The 14,839-nt window shown below is 39.4% G+C and carries 15 protein-coding genes; 5 read left to right on the forward strand and 10 right to left on the reverse strand.

The annotated features are described in order from the left end of the window. Positions 1–52: 52 nt before the first annotated feature. From AX662_RS02810 to rplK, 5 genes are all read right to left on the reverse strand, one after another. Positions 53–1,360: a GHKL domain-containing protein gene (locus AX662_RS02810; protein ID WP_002885760.1), complete on the reverse strand. Its 1,308-nt coding sequence runs from the start codon at positions 1,358–1,360 to the stop codon at positions 53–55. A gap of 450 nt (positions 1,361–1,810) precedes the next feature. Next, a complete protein-coding gene (gene gltX / locus AX662_RS02815; RefSeq protein ID WP_037611119.1) occupies positions 1,811–3,265 on the reverse strand; it encodes a glutamate--tRNA ligase in 1,455 nt (484 codons plus the stop codon). 235 nt (positions 3,266–3,500) lie between these two features. Beyond that, positions 3,501–5,471, reverse strand: a complete 1,971-nt coding sequence (locus AX662_RS02820) for a peptide ABC transporter substrate-binding protein (protein WP_060971566.1) — start codon at positions 5,469–5,471, stop codon at positions 3,501–3,503. 181 nt (positions 5,472–5,652) lie between these two features. Further along, positions 5,653–6,342, reverse strand: a complete 690-nt coding sequence (gene rplA, locus AX662_RS02825) for a 50S ribosomal protein L1 (protein ID WP_002885800.1) — start codon at positions 6,340–6,342, stop codon at positions 5,653–5,655. Between the two features lie 99 nt (positions 6,343–6,441). Then, positions 6,442–6,867, reverse strand: coding sequence for a 50S ribosomal protein L11 (gene rplK, locus AX662_RS02830; RefSeq protein ID WP_002885648.1), 426 nt, complete (start codon positions 6,865–6,867; stop codon positions 6,442–6,444). A 171-nt stretch (positions 6,868–7,038) separates the two neighbouring features. On the opposite strand from rplK, the gene AX662_RS02835 reads away from it, so the two are divergent. Next, the gene (locus tag AX662_RS02835) at positions 7,039–7,392 is read left to right on the forward strand and encodes a DUF3397 domain-containing protein (RefSeq protein ID WP_002885872.1); all 354 of its coding nucleotides are present in this window, start codon (positions 7,039–7,041) and stop codon (positions 7,390–7,392) included. A gap of 94 nt (positions 7,393–7,486) precedes the next feature. On the opposite strand, the gene AX662_RS02840 is transcribed toward AX662_RS02835, so the two are convergent. From AX662_RS02840 to AX662_RS02860, 5 genes are all read right to left on the reverse strand, one after another. Then, entirely contained in the window at positions 7,487–7,984 is a 498-nt protein-coding gene (locus AX662_RS02840; RefSeq protein WP_002886981.1) for a beta-class carbonic anhydrase, read from the reverse strand. Positions 7,985–8,135: 151 nt separating this feature from the next. Further along, entirely contained in the window at positions 8,136–8,831 is a 696-nt protein-coding gene (locus tag AX662_RS02845; RefSeq protein ID WP_060971567.1) for a TIGR00266 family protein, read from the reverse strand. 88 nt (positions 8,832–8,919) lie between these two features. Further along, positions 8,920–10,281 (reverse strand): DNA repair protein RadA, encoded by a 1,362-nt coding sequence (gene radA / locus AX662_RS02850; protein ID WP_072903619.1) that lies wholly within the window; start codon positions 10,279–10,281, stop codon positions 8,920–8,922. Next, positions 10,278–10,745, reverse strand: coding sequence for an isochorismatase family cysteine hydrolase (locus tag AX662_RS02855; protein WP_060971568.1), 468 nt, complete (start codon positions 10,743–10,745; stop codon positions 10,278–10,280). Before AX662_RS02855 ends, radA begins: the two co-directional genes overlap by 4 nt. Positions 10,746–10,754: 9 nt before the next feature. Then, positions 10,755–11,201, reverse strand: a complete 447-nt coding sequence (locus AX662_RS02860) for a dUTP diphosphatase (RefSeq protein ID WP_060971569.1) — start codon at positions 11,199–11,201, stop codon at positions 10,755–10,757. Between the two features lie 206 nt (positions 11,202–11,407). Here AX662_RS02860 and AX662_RS02865 point away from each other — a divergent pair, with 206 nt between their 5' ends. From AX662_RS02865 to AX662_RS02880, 4 genes are all read left to right on the forward strand, one after another. Next, positions 11,408–12,010, forward strand: coding sequence for an NADPH-dependent FMN reductase (locus tag AX662_RS02865; protein ID WP_002886986.1), 603 nt, complete (start codon positions 11,408–11,410; stop codon positions 12,008–12,010). An 18-nt stretch (positions 12,011–12,028) separates the two neighbouring features. Beyond that, positions 12,029–13,279: an NAD(P)H-dependent oxidoreductase gene (locus AX662_RS02870; protein ID WP_002885631.1), complete on the forward strand. Its 1,251-nt coding sequence runs from the start codon at positions 12,029–12,031 to the stop codon at positions 13,277–13,279. Positions 13,280–13,396: 117 nt separating this feature from the next. Then, positions 13,397–14,188, forward strand: coding sequence for a formate/nitrite transporter family protein (locus tag AX662_RS02875; RefSeq protein ID WP_060971570.1), 792 nt, complete (start codon positions 13,397–13,399; stop codon positions 14,186–14,188). 8 nt (positions 14,189–14,196) lie between these two features. Beyond that, positions 14,197–14,757 (forward strand): MptD family putative ECF transporter S component, encoded by a 561-nt coding sequence (locus tag AX662_RS02880; protein WP_002891982.1) that lies wholly within the window; start codon positions 14,197–14,199, stop codon positions 14,755–14,757. Positions 14,758–14,839: the final 82 nt, after the last annotated feature.

The following is a 14,839-nucleotide window of genomic DNA, read 5'->3' on the forward strand; positions in this document are numbered from 1 at the left end:
TCCCCTTTCTATTTCCCTTATCCTATTCCCCACAAATAGTATCTTTGATTTATCAATTATCCTGAAAAGAGAGGACCTGTGTAAAATGATGGTCACAACTACGAGTCTCAAGATTTACTTTTGGATAGCGATTAAGTATATCTGCGACCTTAGACAAACCAAGCCCTCGGCCTTCACCTTTGCTAGAAACCCCTTCATCAAAAATCCTTGACACAGGAATACGTTCTTCTCTGGTTGTATTGTCAATAACCAAGATAAGATAACCTTGATTTTTAAAGAAAGATATAGTTAAAGTAGGATCTTCAGAATCCACCGCCGACTCAATAGCATTATTTAAGAAGACAGAAGAAATCACAACCAAATCTAAGGCCTCTATCTGAGTTGACGATATGACATCTGGCAACTCCAAGTTAACCTTAATTCCTAAGTTCTCTGCCTCAAGCACTTTAGCAGAAAAGAGACTCTTGAGAGATGTGATTTCTAAGTTGATCAAACGTGATAATTCATAATTTGATAACGTTAAGCTATTACCAGATTTCTCTAAAAGTTCTGCATACTCTTGTTTCAAAGCAGGTAAGTCTCGACGTTGGATACTAACCTCCATTGTTTTAAGCCCTTCGAGATAATCCTTCTTCACCTGAGAAATATCATTATAGAGTTTTTCTAAACGGTGGCTATATTCTTCTAAACTTTCCTCGTGTCTAGCCATTTCTTCAGCCAACTGATCCTTCACTCTTCTCTTAGAATAAATATTAAGCTGAGCAAAGAGCAAAATAAAGAGGATGGAGTAGACAACCGTAATACTGCCTGCTAAATAAATAAAGAGGCCTGTGTAAGGAAAGATGTTACTAGCATAGAAAATAATTAAAGATAAAATAATATAAGCCAGAGTCACCCCAACCAATAAGCGTTGTCTAACTTGGTAAGTATGGTTATTTCCCATAACATTGAGAGCACCAAAGTCAATAAAGAACACTTTGACAATCAGATGAAAAATTGGGTAAATCAAGAGATAAGACAAAGCAATGAGTACTGGGGTGTCTTTGACCTGTAAATAATTAATTTGAAAAATCCATGGGAAAAAATAAAGTTGAAGCAGTTTCGAGGTGACTTCAACAAAAACCCACGGCAAAAAGGTGAAAAGAAAAGAATTCTTTTCACTACTTGATATTTTATTTAAGAAAAGATAGCAGAACAAAAGTGCTAAGAGCGACCCTGTAATGCCTCCAACAAATAGAGAGAGCAAGAGACTCCCTGCGATAAACCAGCATTTACTCTTCCAAGTTTTGAGTAAACCTGACATATCGTGACTAACAATTAAAATAGCCAATAGACGTAGAACCGTAAATAAAACGATCATCTCTAGACTCCCCCCTTCCTTTCAAAATCAACCTACTTTATTGTAACATAAATATATAATTTAGCGTCACTCCTATTAGAAAAAGCTAAAAATATAAAGCTATTTTTTCCTGATTCAGAGCAAGCTAACATCAGACGACCCCACATATCCCTTACTTTTCATAAACATAAAAAGAGCTTAGAAAAACTAAGCTCTTTAACTGACTCATTACCTCTTTTTATGGGTACATGCCAATAACGTAGTAGAAATACCAACCAAATCTTCTCATAATGCTCACTCCTCCCTAATTTTTATTACCAATCTATTATAAAACTAATTTAAAGTTTTTAAAATGATGATATGGTTACGAAATATCATCATTATATTACAAAATAGGTTTAGCAATTATCATATAATCATTGACATATCGCTTATGTGCATTCGAAAACCCAACAATTGTTGGGTTTGTTTTTATAGTGTTGCAAGAACTTGATCAATATGTTTGATTGACTTTTCACGTCCGAGCAAGAAAATAGTATCTGGCAATTCTGGACCGTGCATTTCTCCTGAAACAGCAATACGGATTGGCATGAAGAGATTTTTCCCTTTGATTCCTGTTTCTTTTTGAACAGCCTTAATTTGTGGGAAAATGTTTTCAACAACAAACTCATCATCAGACATAGCTTCGAGTTTGGCTTTAAAGGCTTTAAGTACTGTTGGTACTGTTTCACCAGCCATAACCTCTTTTTCAGCCTCTGTCAATTCTGGGAAATCTTCAAAGAAGAGATCTGTAAGAGGGACAATTTCTTCTGCTGCTGTCATTTGTGGTTTGTAGAGTTCCACTAATTTTTCAGCTTTATCTGTCAAACGACCAGCTTCTTCCAAGAAAGGTTTGCAAAGAGCAAAGACCTTATCGAAATCTGCATTCTTAATGTAGTCGTTACTCATCCAGTCCAATTTCTTCTGGTCAAAGGCCGCTGGTGACTTGCTTAGACGGTTTTCATCAAAAAGTTTAATGAGTTCTTCACGAGAAAAGATTTCGTCTTCACCGCCAGGATTCCAACCAAGAAGAGCAATGAAATTAAAGACTGCTTCTGGAAGGTAACCTTTTTTACGGTAATCTTCGATAAATTGAAGGGTGTTAGTGTCACGTTTAGACAACTTCTTACCAGTTTCAGAATTGATGATAAGGGTCATGTGTCCAAACTCAGGTGCTTCCCAACCAAGAGCTTCATAAACCATGAGTTGTTTTGGTGTATTGGCAATATGGTCATCTCCACGGATAACGTGTGAAATTTGCATATCATGGTCATCAACAACTACCGCAAAGTTGTAAGTTGGGTATCCATCTTTCTTCTGGATAACCCAATCACCACCGATATTACCACCTTCAAATTCGATATCTCCCTTAACGATATCATGCCATTTATAAATCCCTGACTCATTAACCGCCAAACGAACTGTAGGTACAATACCTGCCGCTTCACGTTCTGCGATGTAGGCAGCTTTTTCTTCTTCAGTCATGCCAAGGAACTCGTTAATGTAACGAGGAGTTTCACCAGCTGCTTCTTGACGTTCACGCTCTGCAGCTAACTCTTCTTCAGTTACGTATGACTTATAGGCTTTACCTTCTGCCAAAAGTTGATCAATATATTTTTGGTAAAGCGGTAAACGTTCTGATTGACGATAGTTTTCGTGTGTTTCAGGACTTTCATCCCAGTCAATTCCCAACCAACGCAAGTTATCAAGCTGTGAACGCTCACCATCTTCAACGTGACGTTTACGGTCAGTATCTTCAATACGGATAATGAATGTACCACCATGATGACGTGCATAAAGGTAGTTAAACAATGCTGTACGAGCATTACCAATGTGTAGAAGCCCTGTTGGACTTGGTGCGTAACGAACGCGGATATCTTTAGCCAAGATAAATCTCCTTTTTTTGTTCCATTCTTCAGTCTTTGGATACCTATTAAGCCTAAAGTCCCTTCCTTAGGACTAACTTAAGATGATAAGTACCAGTAGGCAACTCTATCCCCCAAACTTTCCAAATAAAAATCTAGAAGCGAGTACCAATCTTTCTTATTATATCACAATCTAGGGGTGGTTCGAGAAATTTTGTTAAAAAAACGACTACCTAAAGGTAGACGTTTTCAATAGATTACTTAACGTGTTTGGCAAGATCTTTTTGAGCTTTGTCATTAGATTTCGCTTTTTCTTTAAGCCAATCTTTATAAGCTGAATCATATTGTTTCTTAGTCACAATATCATCTTGAGATTTAAGATACTTGAAGTAGTATGTAGAACCTTTATCACCGGCTTGAGCATAAGCTCCTGAGAATGGCTTAATACGAGAAATTACAGCGGCTGCACCGTTATAAGTAGTCGTTGGGATATAAAGTGCACTATCCGTCAACCATGCCTGAGCTTTTGCATATTTTTCATAACGAGCCGTCAAGTCTGTTGTTTCCTTAGAAGCATCATCAACCAATTGGTCATATTCTTTAAGACCTACTTTTTCAACCGCTTGACTATTTGGATTGTCATAACCCATGAAAGATTTAGTATTTTCACCATTTGTAGTCTTCAAGACATCAAGATAAGTTGATGGATCAAGGTAGTCAGGCTCCCAAGCCACACCTACTGACAAGTCCCAATCCTCTGCCGCTGCATTTGATGCAGAGTAGGTAATGTTATAGAAATCATCAGTTGACAATTGATGAAGATCAAGTACAACATTATCTTTTCCAAGAGCTGATTCAATAGATTGTTTAAGTGACTGCACTTGGTTCACAAAGATTTTATTTGACTGATTGACAGGAACATCCAAATGGATTGGGAACTGAACCCCTTCTGCTTGAAGAGCTTCTTTGGCTTTAGCAAATTCAGCCTTAGCTTTTTCTGGGTTATAAAGACCGTCTTGACTATCTGCAAGATTCACACCAGACCACTCATCACCATAAGCTGGAAGTTGATCCATTACCATTGTTCCGAAGTCCTTACCATCTGCTTGAACAAAGTCTGGTTTAACAAAGATATTACGAACGGCAGTGCTTCCACCTTCCTTACCGTTAAGTTGTGCGGCGTAATTTGTACGGTCAATGGCAAAACCTAATGCTTGACGGAAATCTTTGTTAAGAAGAGCTGTCTTAGTTGATGTCTTTTGTTGATCATTTTCTTTAGATGTATGGTCATAAGTTTGACGATCGATATTAACACCGACACCTTCTACAGCTGCTCCAGGTTGTGTATAGAAAATATTGTCTTTGTACTGTTTTTCAACTTTAGAATAGTTTGAGCTAGTTGGGTATAGACGAGCTAAGTTATAGACTCCATCAGTGAAGTTACGTTCCAAGGATTCTTGGTCTGTACCATCATCGTAAGTCAATTTAACTGTATCAAAATAGACATTATCCTTATCCCAGTAGTTTTCATTCTTGGTGAACTCAATAGAAGATTTCGTTGTCAAAGATTTAAGAAGATATGGACCGTTATAAAGAATAGATGTTGGGTCTGTTGACTTACCAAAGTCTTTACCTTTAGATTTCAAGAAATCTTCATTAACAGGCCAAGTAACTGAGTAGGTCAATTTTGAATTCCAGTAAGGTTCTGGTTGACTAAGCGTATATTGCAAAGTGTAATCATCAACTGCTTTGATACCTACATTTGAGAAGTCCTTGTTGGCACCTGACAGGTAATCATTCAAGCCCTTAACAGAGTTTTGTAGCAAATAAATCGCTTCAGAATTAGTATCAGCAGCATGCTTAAGACCTGTTACAAAGTCTTTAGCTGTTACATTGGCATACTCTTCGCCGTCTGAAGTGTACCATTTGACACCCTTACGAATCTTGTAAGTATAGGTCAAACCATCTTGAGAAACAGACCAGTTTTCAGCGACAGAAGGTTTTAGATTCCCATATTGGTCATTTTCAAACAGACCATCAACACCGTTACTAACGGCTGTCGTCATGTTTTTCTTATTTGTAGAAACATAGTCTAGGGTTGCAGGATCGCCACCGTAAACATAATTATAAGTCTTACCAGATGTCTTACTTGATGATGAGCAAGCCGTTAAAACACCTACAGATAATAGGCCTACGGCTGCTAGTAAAAATACCTTACTCTTTTTCATTCATTGCCTCCTTAAATTCGCAACGTAAAAAGTTCAAAAATCAATAATTATGTGTATACGCTTAAATTATACCATAAATTCGAAAAAGCAACACTACTTTCTGAATATTTTTTATTTTCTACTCAAATTTCGTGTCTAGAGTAAGAAAAAAACCTATCCGAAGATAGGTCCTTTACTACTCTTACAATGAGTTAGGATCAACTTTGATACCAGCACCTTGTGTAGTAGTGATTGAAAGGTTTGTGATGTATGTACCTTTCGCTGTAGCTGGTTTAGCTTTTTGGATTGCATCGTTAAATGCTTTGAAGTTTTCAACCAATTTTTCAGTTTCGAATGAAACTTTACCGATGATAGCTTGTACGTTACCTGCTTTATCAGCACGGTAAGTGATTTTACCACCTTTAGACTCTTCAACTGCTTTAGCAACGTCCATAGTTACTGTACCAGTTTTAGGGTTTGGCATCAAGTTACGTGGTCCAAGGACACGTCCAAGACGACCAACGATTGCCATCATGTCTGGTGTTGCAACAACAACGTCAAAGTCAAGCCATCCACCGTTGATTTTAGCAACGAGTTCGTCTTCACCAACGAAGTCAGCACCTGCTGCTTTAGCTTCTTCAGCTTTAGCACCACGAGCAAATACAAGAACGCGTTGAGTTTTACCAGTACCGTTTGGCAATACCATTGCTCCACGGATTTGTTGGTCAGCTTTCTTAACGTCGATGTTAAGGTTGTATGATACTTCAACAGTAGCATCAAATTTTGCGAAGTTAGTTTCTTGTGCAAGAGCTACAGCTTCTTCTACGCTGTAAGCTTTTGTGCTGTCGATTTTCTCAAGAGCAGCACGCATTTGTTTGCTTTTTTTAGCCATGTTAATTATTTCTCCTTGTGTAATGTGGTCATAACGACTTTCATCTTCCACGTCACTCAGCGAAGTGAGACGACGTCTGTGGTTTTCTTGTTAACTGAATCAGTCAGTAACAGTGAATCCCATTGAACGTGCAGTACCTTCGATCATACGCATAGCTGATTCGATGTTTGCAGCGTTCAAGTCAGGCATTTTAGTTTCAGCAATTTCTTGTACTTGTGCACGAGTTACTGAAGCAACTTTAACTGAGTTTGGAGTACCTGAACCTTTTTCAACACCTGCAGCTTTTTTCAAAAGAACAGCAGCTGGTGGTGTTTTAGTGATGAAATCAAATGATTTATCTTCATACACAGAGATAACAACTGGGATAATCATACCAGCTTGGTCAGCTGTACGAGCGTTAAACTCTTTAGTGAATCCCATGATGTTGATTCCGGCTTGACCAAGAGCTGGTCCAACTGGTGGAGCTGGAGTCGCTTTACCAGCAGGAATCTGAAGTTTTACGATGTTTTCGACTTTTTTAGCCATTTTGTAATTTCCTCCTATTGTGGTTTTGGCGGTAAGTAAGTTTTGTTACCTCCCACAAGTATGTTTTTACATACCTTATCTATTATACAGAAATTCTTTTTAGATGCAAGAATTTCTTATTAAGTTTAAGAAAAAATTTACATAAAGGGCTTTTCGAGGTAAAATAGACTTATGATTCTATATAAATTCTTTGCTATAGCATTTTTGATTCTAACACCTATCTTTGCTTTTATTATCCACCGCTTCTTCAGTTTAAAATACCTCGGGCTTAATTTTGCTGACCTTACCTTCCCTCTTTATTTTATTGAGGTAGTTGCTGTGTCAGCCCGTTTCTTTACCCATAGCTTTTTGCCTTACATCACCATTTTATTATCCTTGGCGGCTATAATTATCACGATTCAAATGCTGAGAAAAACACAATCCTTTAAATTTAAACGTTTTCTTAAGTTGTTCTGGCGTATCAGCTTTTTTATCACCAGTCTTTTCTATTTGGGGACCGTGATTCTCATTTTTATTGTTTCTTAAAAACTAAATTAACTCAGCAGATTTATTGTGTGCTGAGTTTTTTATGTCAAAACATGAAAAAAGCAGGCAACCATGCCTGCTTAACTTTTCGGTATTAGGGTTGAACTTGAGTCATTCGGCCAGTATCTACATCATAAACCGCACCGGAGATGATAACATCCTCAGGGATAAGCGGTGACTGACGAAGAATGGCCATATCTTCACGAACACTCTCTTCCACATCTGTGAATGGAAGAAAATCTTGATCAGAAACATCAACACCAAGTTCTTTATTGAGATAGGCGGTAAACTCATCGTTCTTAAAGGTCTGAGCACCACAATCTGTATGGTGAAGAACTACGATTTCTCGTGTCCCCATCTGTTGTTGAGAAATGACTAAAGAACGAATCATATCTTCCGTCACACGACCACCCGCATTACGCAAAATATGAGCGTCACCTAGGGCCAACCCCAAGGCCTGAGCAACGTGAAGGCGTGAATCCATACAAGTCACAATAGCCACCTTAGTCTTTGGTTTCAAGGGAAGATGGGCTGTCCCGTGGAGGTCAACATAGGCTTTGTTGGCATTGAGAAAGTTTTCAAAATAAGACATAATAACTCACTTTCTAATGAAGAAAATAATTTGACTATCAAATTATTTACACACTATCTTATCATCTTTTTATTAACTTGTCAGCTATTGAGTTCGCAAAATAAAAAAGGAGAATAAATGCTAACAAGCATCCATCCTCCTTCAATTTATATTATGAACGTTTTGGCAAGTATCTATTAAGCAAGCCTGCAAAGGTTTGAAGATTGAGACTTTGAACATAAATTTCACCTGTTCCTCTAAAGGTATTAACAACACCCTCTCCTGTCCCAATAGACTGCCAGAAACCATTTTCCAGGTGAATATTATAATCAAGTGTCTGACTCCAGGCAACGACATGAGCATTATCAATAGTCACTTCTTGATTGTTTAGCTCAATTATTTTAATAGAGCCGTAAGCATTTGCCAAGAGAGTTCCTTGGCCTTGGGTAGTCATTACAAAGAAACCACCCTGACCACCAAAAAGAGCCTTACCAACAGACTGGAGCTCCATTGTATAGTAAGCTGTGCCATCAAGTGCTAGAAAGGCACCGTCGTTGAGTCGGTACTGTTTTTCACCTAAATAAAGTGGAATCACTTGACCTGGAGAATCAGGGGCCAAGGCTATATAGCCGTTATTGGACTGCGAGACAACCTGAGTAATAAAGCTACTTTCGCCCGAAACCATTGAACGCCCAACTGCTTTTACAAAGCGACCTAAACCTGATCCACTGGCATTTAATTTGGTACTCAGTGTCACATTCGGTGTGTGATATACCATACTGCCACGCTGGATAAAGACTGTTTCACCTTGATTAAGAGATAACTCTACTAGCGGGAATTGCATATTGCTGTCTGTAAAAAATTGCATAATAAATACCTCCCTATTCTTAAGAAAAGTATAGCATCGAACAGCTATTTTTGCAAGCGCTTCCAAATTCTGGCTTTGAGGCATTTTTTTAAGAAAAAACTTTTTTGAGTACTTCTCCCACTGTCGTAACTCCAACGACCTGGATACCTTCTGGAATTTTCATGCCATGCAGGGAATTCTTCGGAGCATAAATCTTAGTAAAACCTAATTTAGCAGCTTCATTAATACGCTGTTCAATGCGAGTTACTCGGCGAATCTCTCCAGTCAACCCAATTTCTCCTATAAAAGCTTCTTGTGGATTGGTTGGAAGCTCCTTGTAACTAGAAGCAATCGCAACGGCTACAGCAAGGTCAATAGCTGGCTCGTCCAGTTTGACACCACCAGCCGATTTGAGATAGGCATCTTGATTTTGGAGAAGAAGGCCACAACGTTTCTCTAAAACAGCCATAATGAGACTGACACGGTTAAAGTCCAGTCCCGTCGTTGTCCGCTTGGCATTACCAAAGACGGTTGGTGTCACCAAGGCTTGAACTTCAGCTAAGATAGGTCTGCTACCTTCCATTGTCACTACAATGGCAGAACCTGTAGCACCGTCTAGGCGTTCCTCTAAGAAAACCTGGCTAGGATTTAGCACCTCTACCAAACCACCAGACTGCATCTCAAAAATCCCAATCTCATTGGTTGAACCAAAACGGTTTTTGACTGCTCGTAAAATACGGAAGGTATGATGACGTTCCCCCTCAAAATAGAGCACCGTATCTACCATGTGTTCCAACATACGTGGTCCAGCCAGTTGTCCCTCCTTGGTCACATGCCCAACAATAAATGTGGCAATGTTATTGGTTTTGGCAATCTGCATGAGTTCAGCAGTGACTTCACGAACCTGAGAAACAGAACCTTGAACGCCAGAAATCTCTGGACTCATGATGGTCTGAATAGAGTCGATAATGAGGAAATCGGGTTTTATGGCCTCTACTTGGCTGCGAACGGCTTGCATATTAGTCTCAGCATAAAGATAAAATTCGTTATCAATATCACCTAAACGTTCGCTCCGCAATTTGATTTGCTCGGCAGATTCTTCTCCAGATACATAGAGGACCGTACCCTTGTTAGCCAGTTGCGTTGACACCTGTAAGAGGAGGGTTGATTTCCCTATCCCTGGATCTCCTCCAATAAGAACCAGACTACCCGGAACCACACCGCCACCTAAAACACGGTTAAACTCGTCCATATCAGTCTTTATGCGGGCATAATTGATTGAGGATACTTCTTTTAATTTAGTTGGTTTAGACTTTTCACCCGTCAAACTGACACGGGCATTTTTCACCTCCTGCACCTCAACCTCTTCTTCAAAAGAGGACCAAGAAGAACAGTTGGGACAGCGCCCTAGATATTTGGGTGAATTGTAGCCACATTCTCGACAAACAAAAGTTGATTTTTTCTTTGCTATGATAATTCTCCTTCTACGATTACTCCGACAGAATGCCACTTATGCAATGTTTTTTTAAATTTCTTCTGGTTGGCAACTCCGACAGCGGACAAATCAACAGAAACCTGATAATTCTCCTTGACAGCTGCCAAAATGGAAGCCTTGACACAGCCATTGCCATCTACCCCTATAAACTCTATGCTTTTAGCACCATTTTCCTCTAAAAAATCTTTTAAATCTGGATTGGTAAAGCAAGAAGCCCGACGCTTCTCAAAGATACGAGAAGATACAAGCAGCAAGCCGGTCGCAAATTTCTTCTTTCTATCTTTTCTCTCCCAGAAAAAACGGTTGAGAATATAGATAACCCGGTCACTGGGATAGCTGGCAATTTTGTCATTCACAGCTGCAATCAGTTCTTCATGATATGCTTTTCCAACAGCAACATAATCTGACTGCATATCTACAACTAATAAATAGTCTGCCATATTCTTTCTCTATTTCCCTGTCGATCCGAAACCACCTGTACGAACACCGTCAGCTTCATCTCCATCTACAATTAAGAAGGGCGTAAAGACACCTTGAACGATACGTTCGCCAACTTCAAGAGTCACGGGCTGATCCGTAATATTTTTCATCTGGGCGAAGATGTGACCCTCATTCCCTGGATTTCCATAGTAATCGCCATCAATAACCCCCACAGAGTTGATCAAGACCAGACCTTTTTTGCGAGGATTAGAAGAACGATCATAAAGATAAAGCACCTCACCCGCTTGCATATAAGCCTTGACCCCAGTTGGGACGAGGACGATTTCTCCTGGTGCAATCACTGTGCGCTCTGCCACCTTTAAGTCGTACCCAGCTGCATGGGCTGTCTCCCGTTTTGGAAGTAAGTCCTGATTTGTATAGGTTGATACAAGTTCAAATCCACGAATTTTTGTCATTATTTTTCCTTTCGATACATCTATAAATTAATTCTTGTAAAACTAGCCATGCTAGCTTCAGACTTTTAAATCTATCCTATTATAATCTATTCGAAATAAGATGACAAAGGTAATAGTCTAATCACTTTCTCATTAAACGAAGATTGACTTTTAACTAGGAAAACGCTAACATAGTGATAGATATAATACTTTTAAGGAGAATTGTCATGAAATTCATCGGACTTGTTGGTACGAATTCAAAACGTTCAACTAATAGACAATTATTGCAATATATTCAGAAACATTTTGCAGATAAGGCAGACATCGAACTTGTTGAAATCAAAGACCTCCCTGTCTTTAACAAACCCGCTAACAAACAATTGCCAGAAAGTGTCCTTGAAATCGTTAAAAAAATCGATGAGGCTGATGGGGTTATTATTGGAACACCTGAGTATGACCACTCAATTCCAGCTGTTCTCATGAATGCTTTAGCTTGGGTCTCATACGGTGTTTTCCCTCTTTTGAATAAGCCTGTTATGATTACAGGAGCATCTTATGGAACTCTAGGAGCTTCTCGTGCACAGCTACAACTTCGTCAAATTTTGAATGCTCCAGAAATCAAAGCTAATGTGCTTCCAGACGAATTCTTGCTTTCACATTCCCTTCAAGCTTTTGATAGCAACGGCGATTTAGTTGACCTCGATGTCATCAAAAAATTAGATGCTATTTTCGATGACTTCCGTCTCTACGTCAAAATTACTGGTAAACTCTCACATGCTACAGAGTTATTACATAAAGAAGCTGAAGACTTCGACTGGGAAAGCCTATAAGACAGGAGAATATAAAATATGAAATTTGTTGGACTCGTTGGAGCAAATTATGATCAATCATATAACCGTAAACTGCTCGAATTTATCAGAAGACATTTTAAAATTAAATTTGAACTTGAAGTTTTGGAAATTGATGAAGTTCCTATGTTTAACCAAGATGAAAAATGGGATGAAAGTTTCCAACTTCGCTTACTTAATAACAAAATTACACGCGCTGACGGTGTCATCATTGCAACACCTGAGCACAACCACACTATCTCTGCAGCACTTAAATCAGTATTAGAGTGGCTATCATTCGAAGTGCACCCTTTTGAAAACAAGCCTGTAATGATTGTTGGTGCTTCTTACTACGACCAAGGAACTTCACGTGCCCAAGTGCATTTGCGTAAAATCCTTGAAGCACCTGGCGTCAATGCCTATACACTTCCAGGTAATGAATTCTTGCTTGGAAAGGCTAAAGAAGCCTTTGACCTTGAGGGAAACATTACCAACGAAGGTACTATTAATTTCCTTGAACAATGCTTAGACAATTTCATCCAATATGTAGGAGTGGTTTCTAAATTGAAAAAACCAAAACCAATTGAACCTGAAGACTTGGATTGTAACAACCCAATCGCTACAACTGTTACCGAAGTTGATCCTGACGATCCAGAGTGGGTAGAAAAAGTAGCTGAAATCACTGGTGCGGTATCTGGTGATACCTACGTGAAATTGGACCACGGTATTTTGACGGTTAATCAAATTGACATGTTCCTCAAGGCTATGCCATTTGAATTGACCTATGCCGATGATAACAACCAGTTCCTCTACTACAATAACGCCCATCAAGATCCTGATACTATGTTCGCCAAACGTGTACCACCTCAATCTGGTAGCCGTATGTCAACTGTTCACGGCTCACTTCCACCAGCTCGTATGAAAAATGTGGAATGGGTTATCGGTACACTTCGTAATGGTAACCAAGAATATGTTCGTACGATTGTTCCAGGGTCACCTGAAGGAGTTATCAATACGCATAACTATCAGGCTATGTACTATGATGATGGTTCTTATGCAGGAATCAATGAAATCGTCTTTAACTTTAAACCATGGCTTGACTGGTATCTCGAAACAACTGGTCAACGCCTTGTCGGAGGAAGCGGTCCTTTTGCACCAGCTGCAGCTAGTCATGGCGGTAGCGACGCCACATCTGGTGCATCAGATGCGGGTGGTCATGGTGGCGACGCAGCCCCAGCCGCAGATGCCACATCTGGAGCATCCTCATATTAAGACTTGGAAAAGTTGGGACAACTGTCCTGACTTTTTTTTCATGGTCATCCTAGATTAAGTTTCACTCGAGCTTGCGCATTTGCCATGCTCCATGCCACATATTTTAGAGGTAAACCTATGTCTCAATTTCAAGAAAAAGTATTCGCTGCTTGTGCTAAAAAAGAAGCTCTCTTTGACGAAAGTCTGGGACGCTATGCCTTGCGTTCTATGCTTGCAGGAGCTTATCTTACCATGTCGACTGCTGTAGGAATTATTGGTGCAGATGTTATCGCAACAGGTATTCCAGCCCTTTCTCGTTTTGTCTTTGCCTTTATCTTTGCCATCGGACTGGTCTTCGTTCTCATATTCAATGGAGAGTTGGCTACTTCAAACATGATGTTCCTGACCAGTGGTGCCTATTATGGTAAAATCAAATGGAGCAAGGTGTGTACCATCCTCCTCTACTGTACCTTCTTTAATTTTATCGGCGCCCTTATCTTGGCCTGGTTCTTCAACCAATCCTTCTCTTTCCAACATTTGACTGACAAGAGTTTCTTAGTTACCGCTGTCTCAACCAAGCTTGGAAAAACAGATTGGATGAACTTTACAGAAGGTATTACAGCGAATATGTTCGTTAATATTGCCATCTTAGGCTACATGCTCCTCAAAGAAGAATCTGCTAAGATTTTCATTGCGCTATCAGCTATCTTTATGTTTGTATTTTTGATTAATGAACACTTGATTGCTAACTTTGCCTCTTTCATGTTGCTCGGTTTCAACGGTGTGCGTGATGCTGTGGATAATTTCACTTTGGCAAATATTCTACGTCAGTGGATAGTCGTTTTCTTCGGTAACTGGATTGGCGGAGGTATTTTCATTGGTTTGGCATACTCTTGGCTCAATAAAACTAAAACACCTCACATTGATTAGGAGACCTCATGCGTCAAAAGACATTCATCAAACAAACCAGTCTAGCTATTCTACTCTATTTTATTTGCCTAGCCCTTGCAGTTGCCATTGATTTAATCTTTTTCAAAGTCAAAAATATGTATCATACGCCTGCTTTAGCTGCTATCTTTGCAGGTTGGGTCTATTTGGGGCTAATCAGAAAAACAAAACAATTTGGAGCTATTACCTGTCTGGGTATCTTTATGTCCCTCTTCTTCTTTGCCTCTGGGCACTTTGTTCTAGCCTTTCTTCCTAGCTTTTTAGCTGGCCTTGTCGCTGATTTTCTAGCTAAGAAAGGGAACTATGAGAATAATAAACTTAATCTACTCTCCTATATGATCTTTTCTCTAGGAAACTTAGCACCCATTATCACCATGTGGCTTGCGCCCAAAGCTTATATCGCACAACTCCTGGCCAAAGGGAAAACTCAAGATTATGTAAATCAAGTTATGGTTCCCTTTACAGGCAGTCATATCTTAATCCTGATTGGAGGAACGCTCATGGCTGCCCTCATTGGAGGCTACATTGCCCAAAATTGGCTGAAAAAATAAATGGCAATCAGCCTTCCTAACAGAGAGTACAAGACAAACATGCTTTTCTTATGTTATAATGAGAAAGAATACAGTCTTTTTC

This window comes from Streptococcus sp. CCH5-D3, from assembly GCF_001556435.1.
In the GTDB taxonomy this organism is placed as follows: domain Bacteria; phylum Bacillota; class Bacilli; order Lactobacillales; family Streptococcaceae; genus Streptococcus.

Excerpts from the sequence above, each read along its gene's own strand:
- AX662_RS02810 (WP_002885760.1), bottom strand. The coding sequence starts at position 1,360 with ATGATCGTTTTATTTACGGTTCTACGTCTATTGGCTATTTTAATTGTT.
- AX662_RS02820 (WP_060971566.1), bottom strand. The coding sequence starts at position 5,471 with ATGAAAAAGAGTAAGGTATTTTTACTAGCAGCCGTAGGCCTATTATCT.
- rplA (WP_002885800.1), bottom strand. The coding sequence starts at position 6,342 with ATGGCTAAAAAAAGCAAACAAATGCGTGCTGCTCTTGAGAAAATCGAC.
- rplK (WP_002885648.1), bottom strand. The coding sequence starts at position 6,867 with ATGGCTAAAAAAGTCGAAAACATCGTAAAACTTCAGATTCCTGCTGGT.
- AX662_RS02835 (WP_002885872.1), top strand. The coding sequence starts at position 7,039 with ATGATTCTATATAAATTCTTTGCTATAGCATTTTTGATTCTAACACCT.
- AX662_RS02840 (WP_002886981.1), bottom strand. The coding sequence starts at position 7,984 with ATGTCTTATTTTGAAAACTTTCTCAATGCCAACAAAGCCTATGTTGAC.
- AX662_RS02845 (WP_060971567.1), bottom strand. The coding sequence starts at position 8,831 with ATGCAATTTTTTACAGACAGCAATATGCAATTCCCGCTAGTAGAGTTA.
- AX662_RS02855 (WP_060971568.1), bottom strand. The coding sequence starts at position 10,745 with ATGGCAGACTATTTATTAGTTGTAGATATGCAGTCAGATTATGTTGCT.
- AX662_RS02860 (WP_060971569.1), bottom strand. The coding sequence starts at position 11,201 with ATGACAAAAATTCGTGGATTTGAACTTGTATCAACCTATACAAATCAG.
- AX662_RS02865 (WP_002886986.1), top strand. The coding sequence starts at position 11,408 with ATGAAATTCATCGGACTTGTTGGTACGAATTCAAAACGTTCAACTAAT.
- AX662_RS02870 (WP_002885631.1), top strand. The coding sequence starts at position 12,029 with ATGAAATTTGTTGGACTCGTTGGAGCAAATTATGATCAATCATATAAC.
- AX662_RS02875 (WP_060971570.1), top strand. The coding sequence starts at position 13,397 with ATGTCTCAATTTCAAGAAAAAGTATTCGCTGCTTGTGCTAAAAAAGAA.
- AX662_RS02880 (WP_002891982.1), top strand. The coding sequence starts at position 14,197 with ATGCGTCAAAAGACATTCATCAAACAAACCAGTCTAGCTATTCTACTC.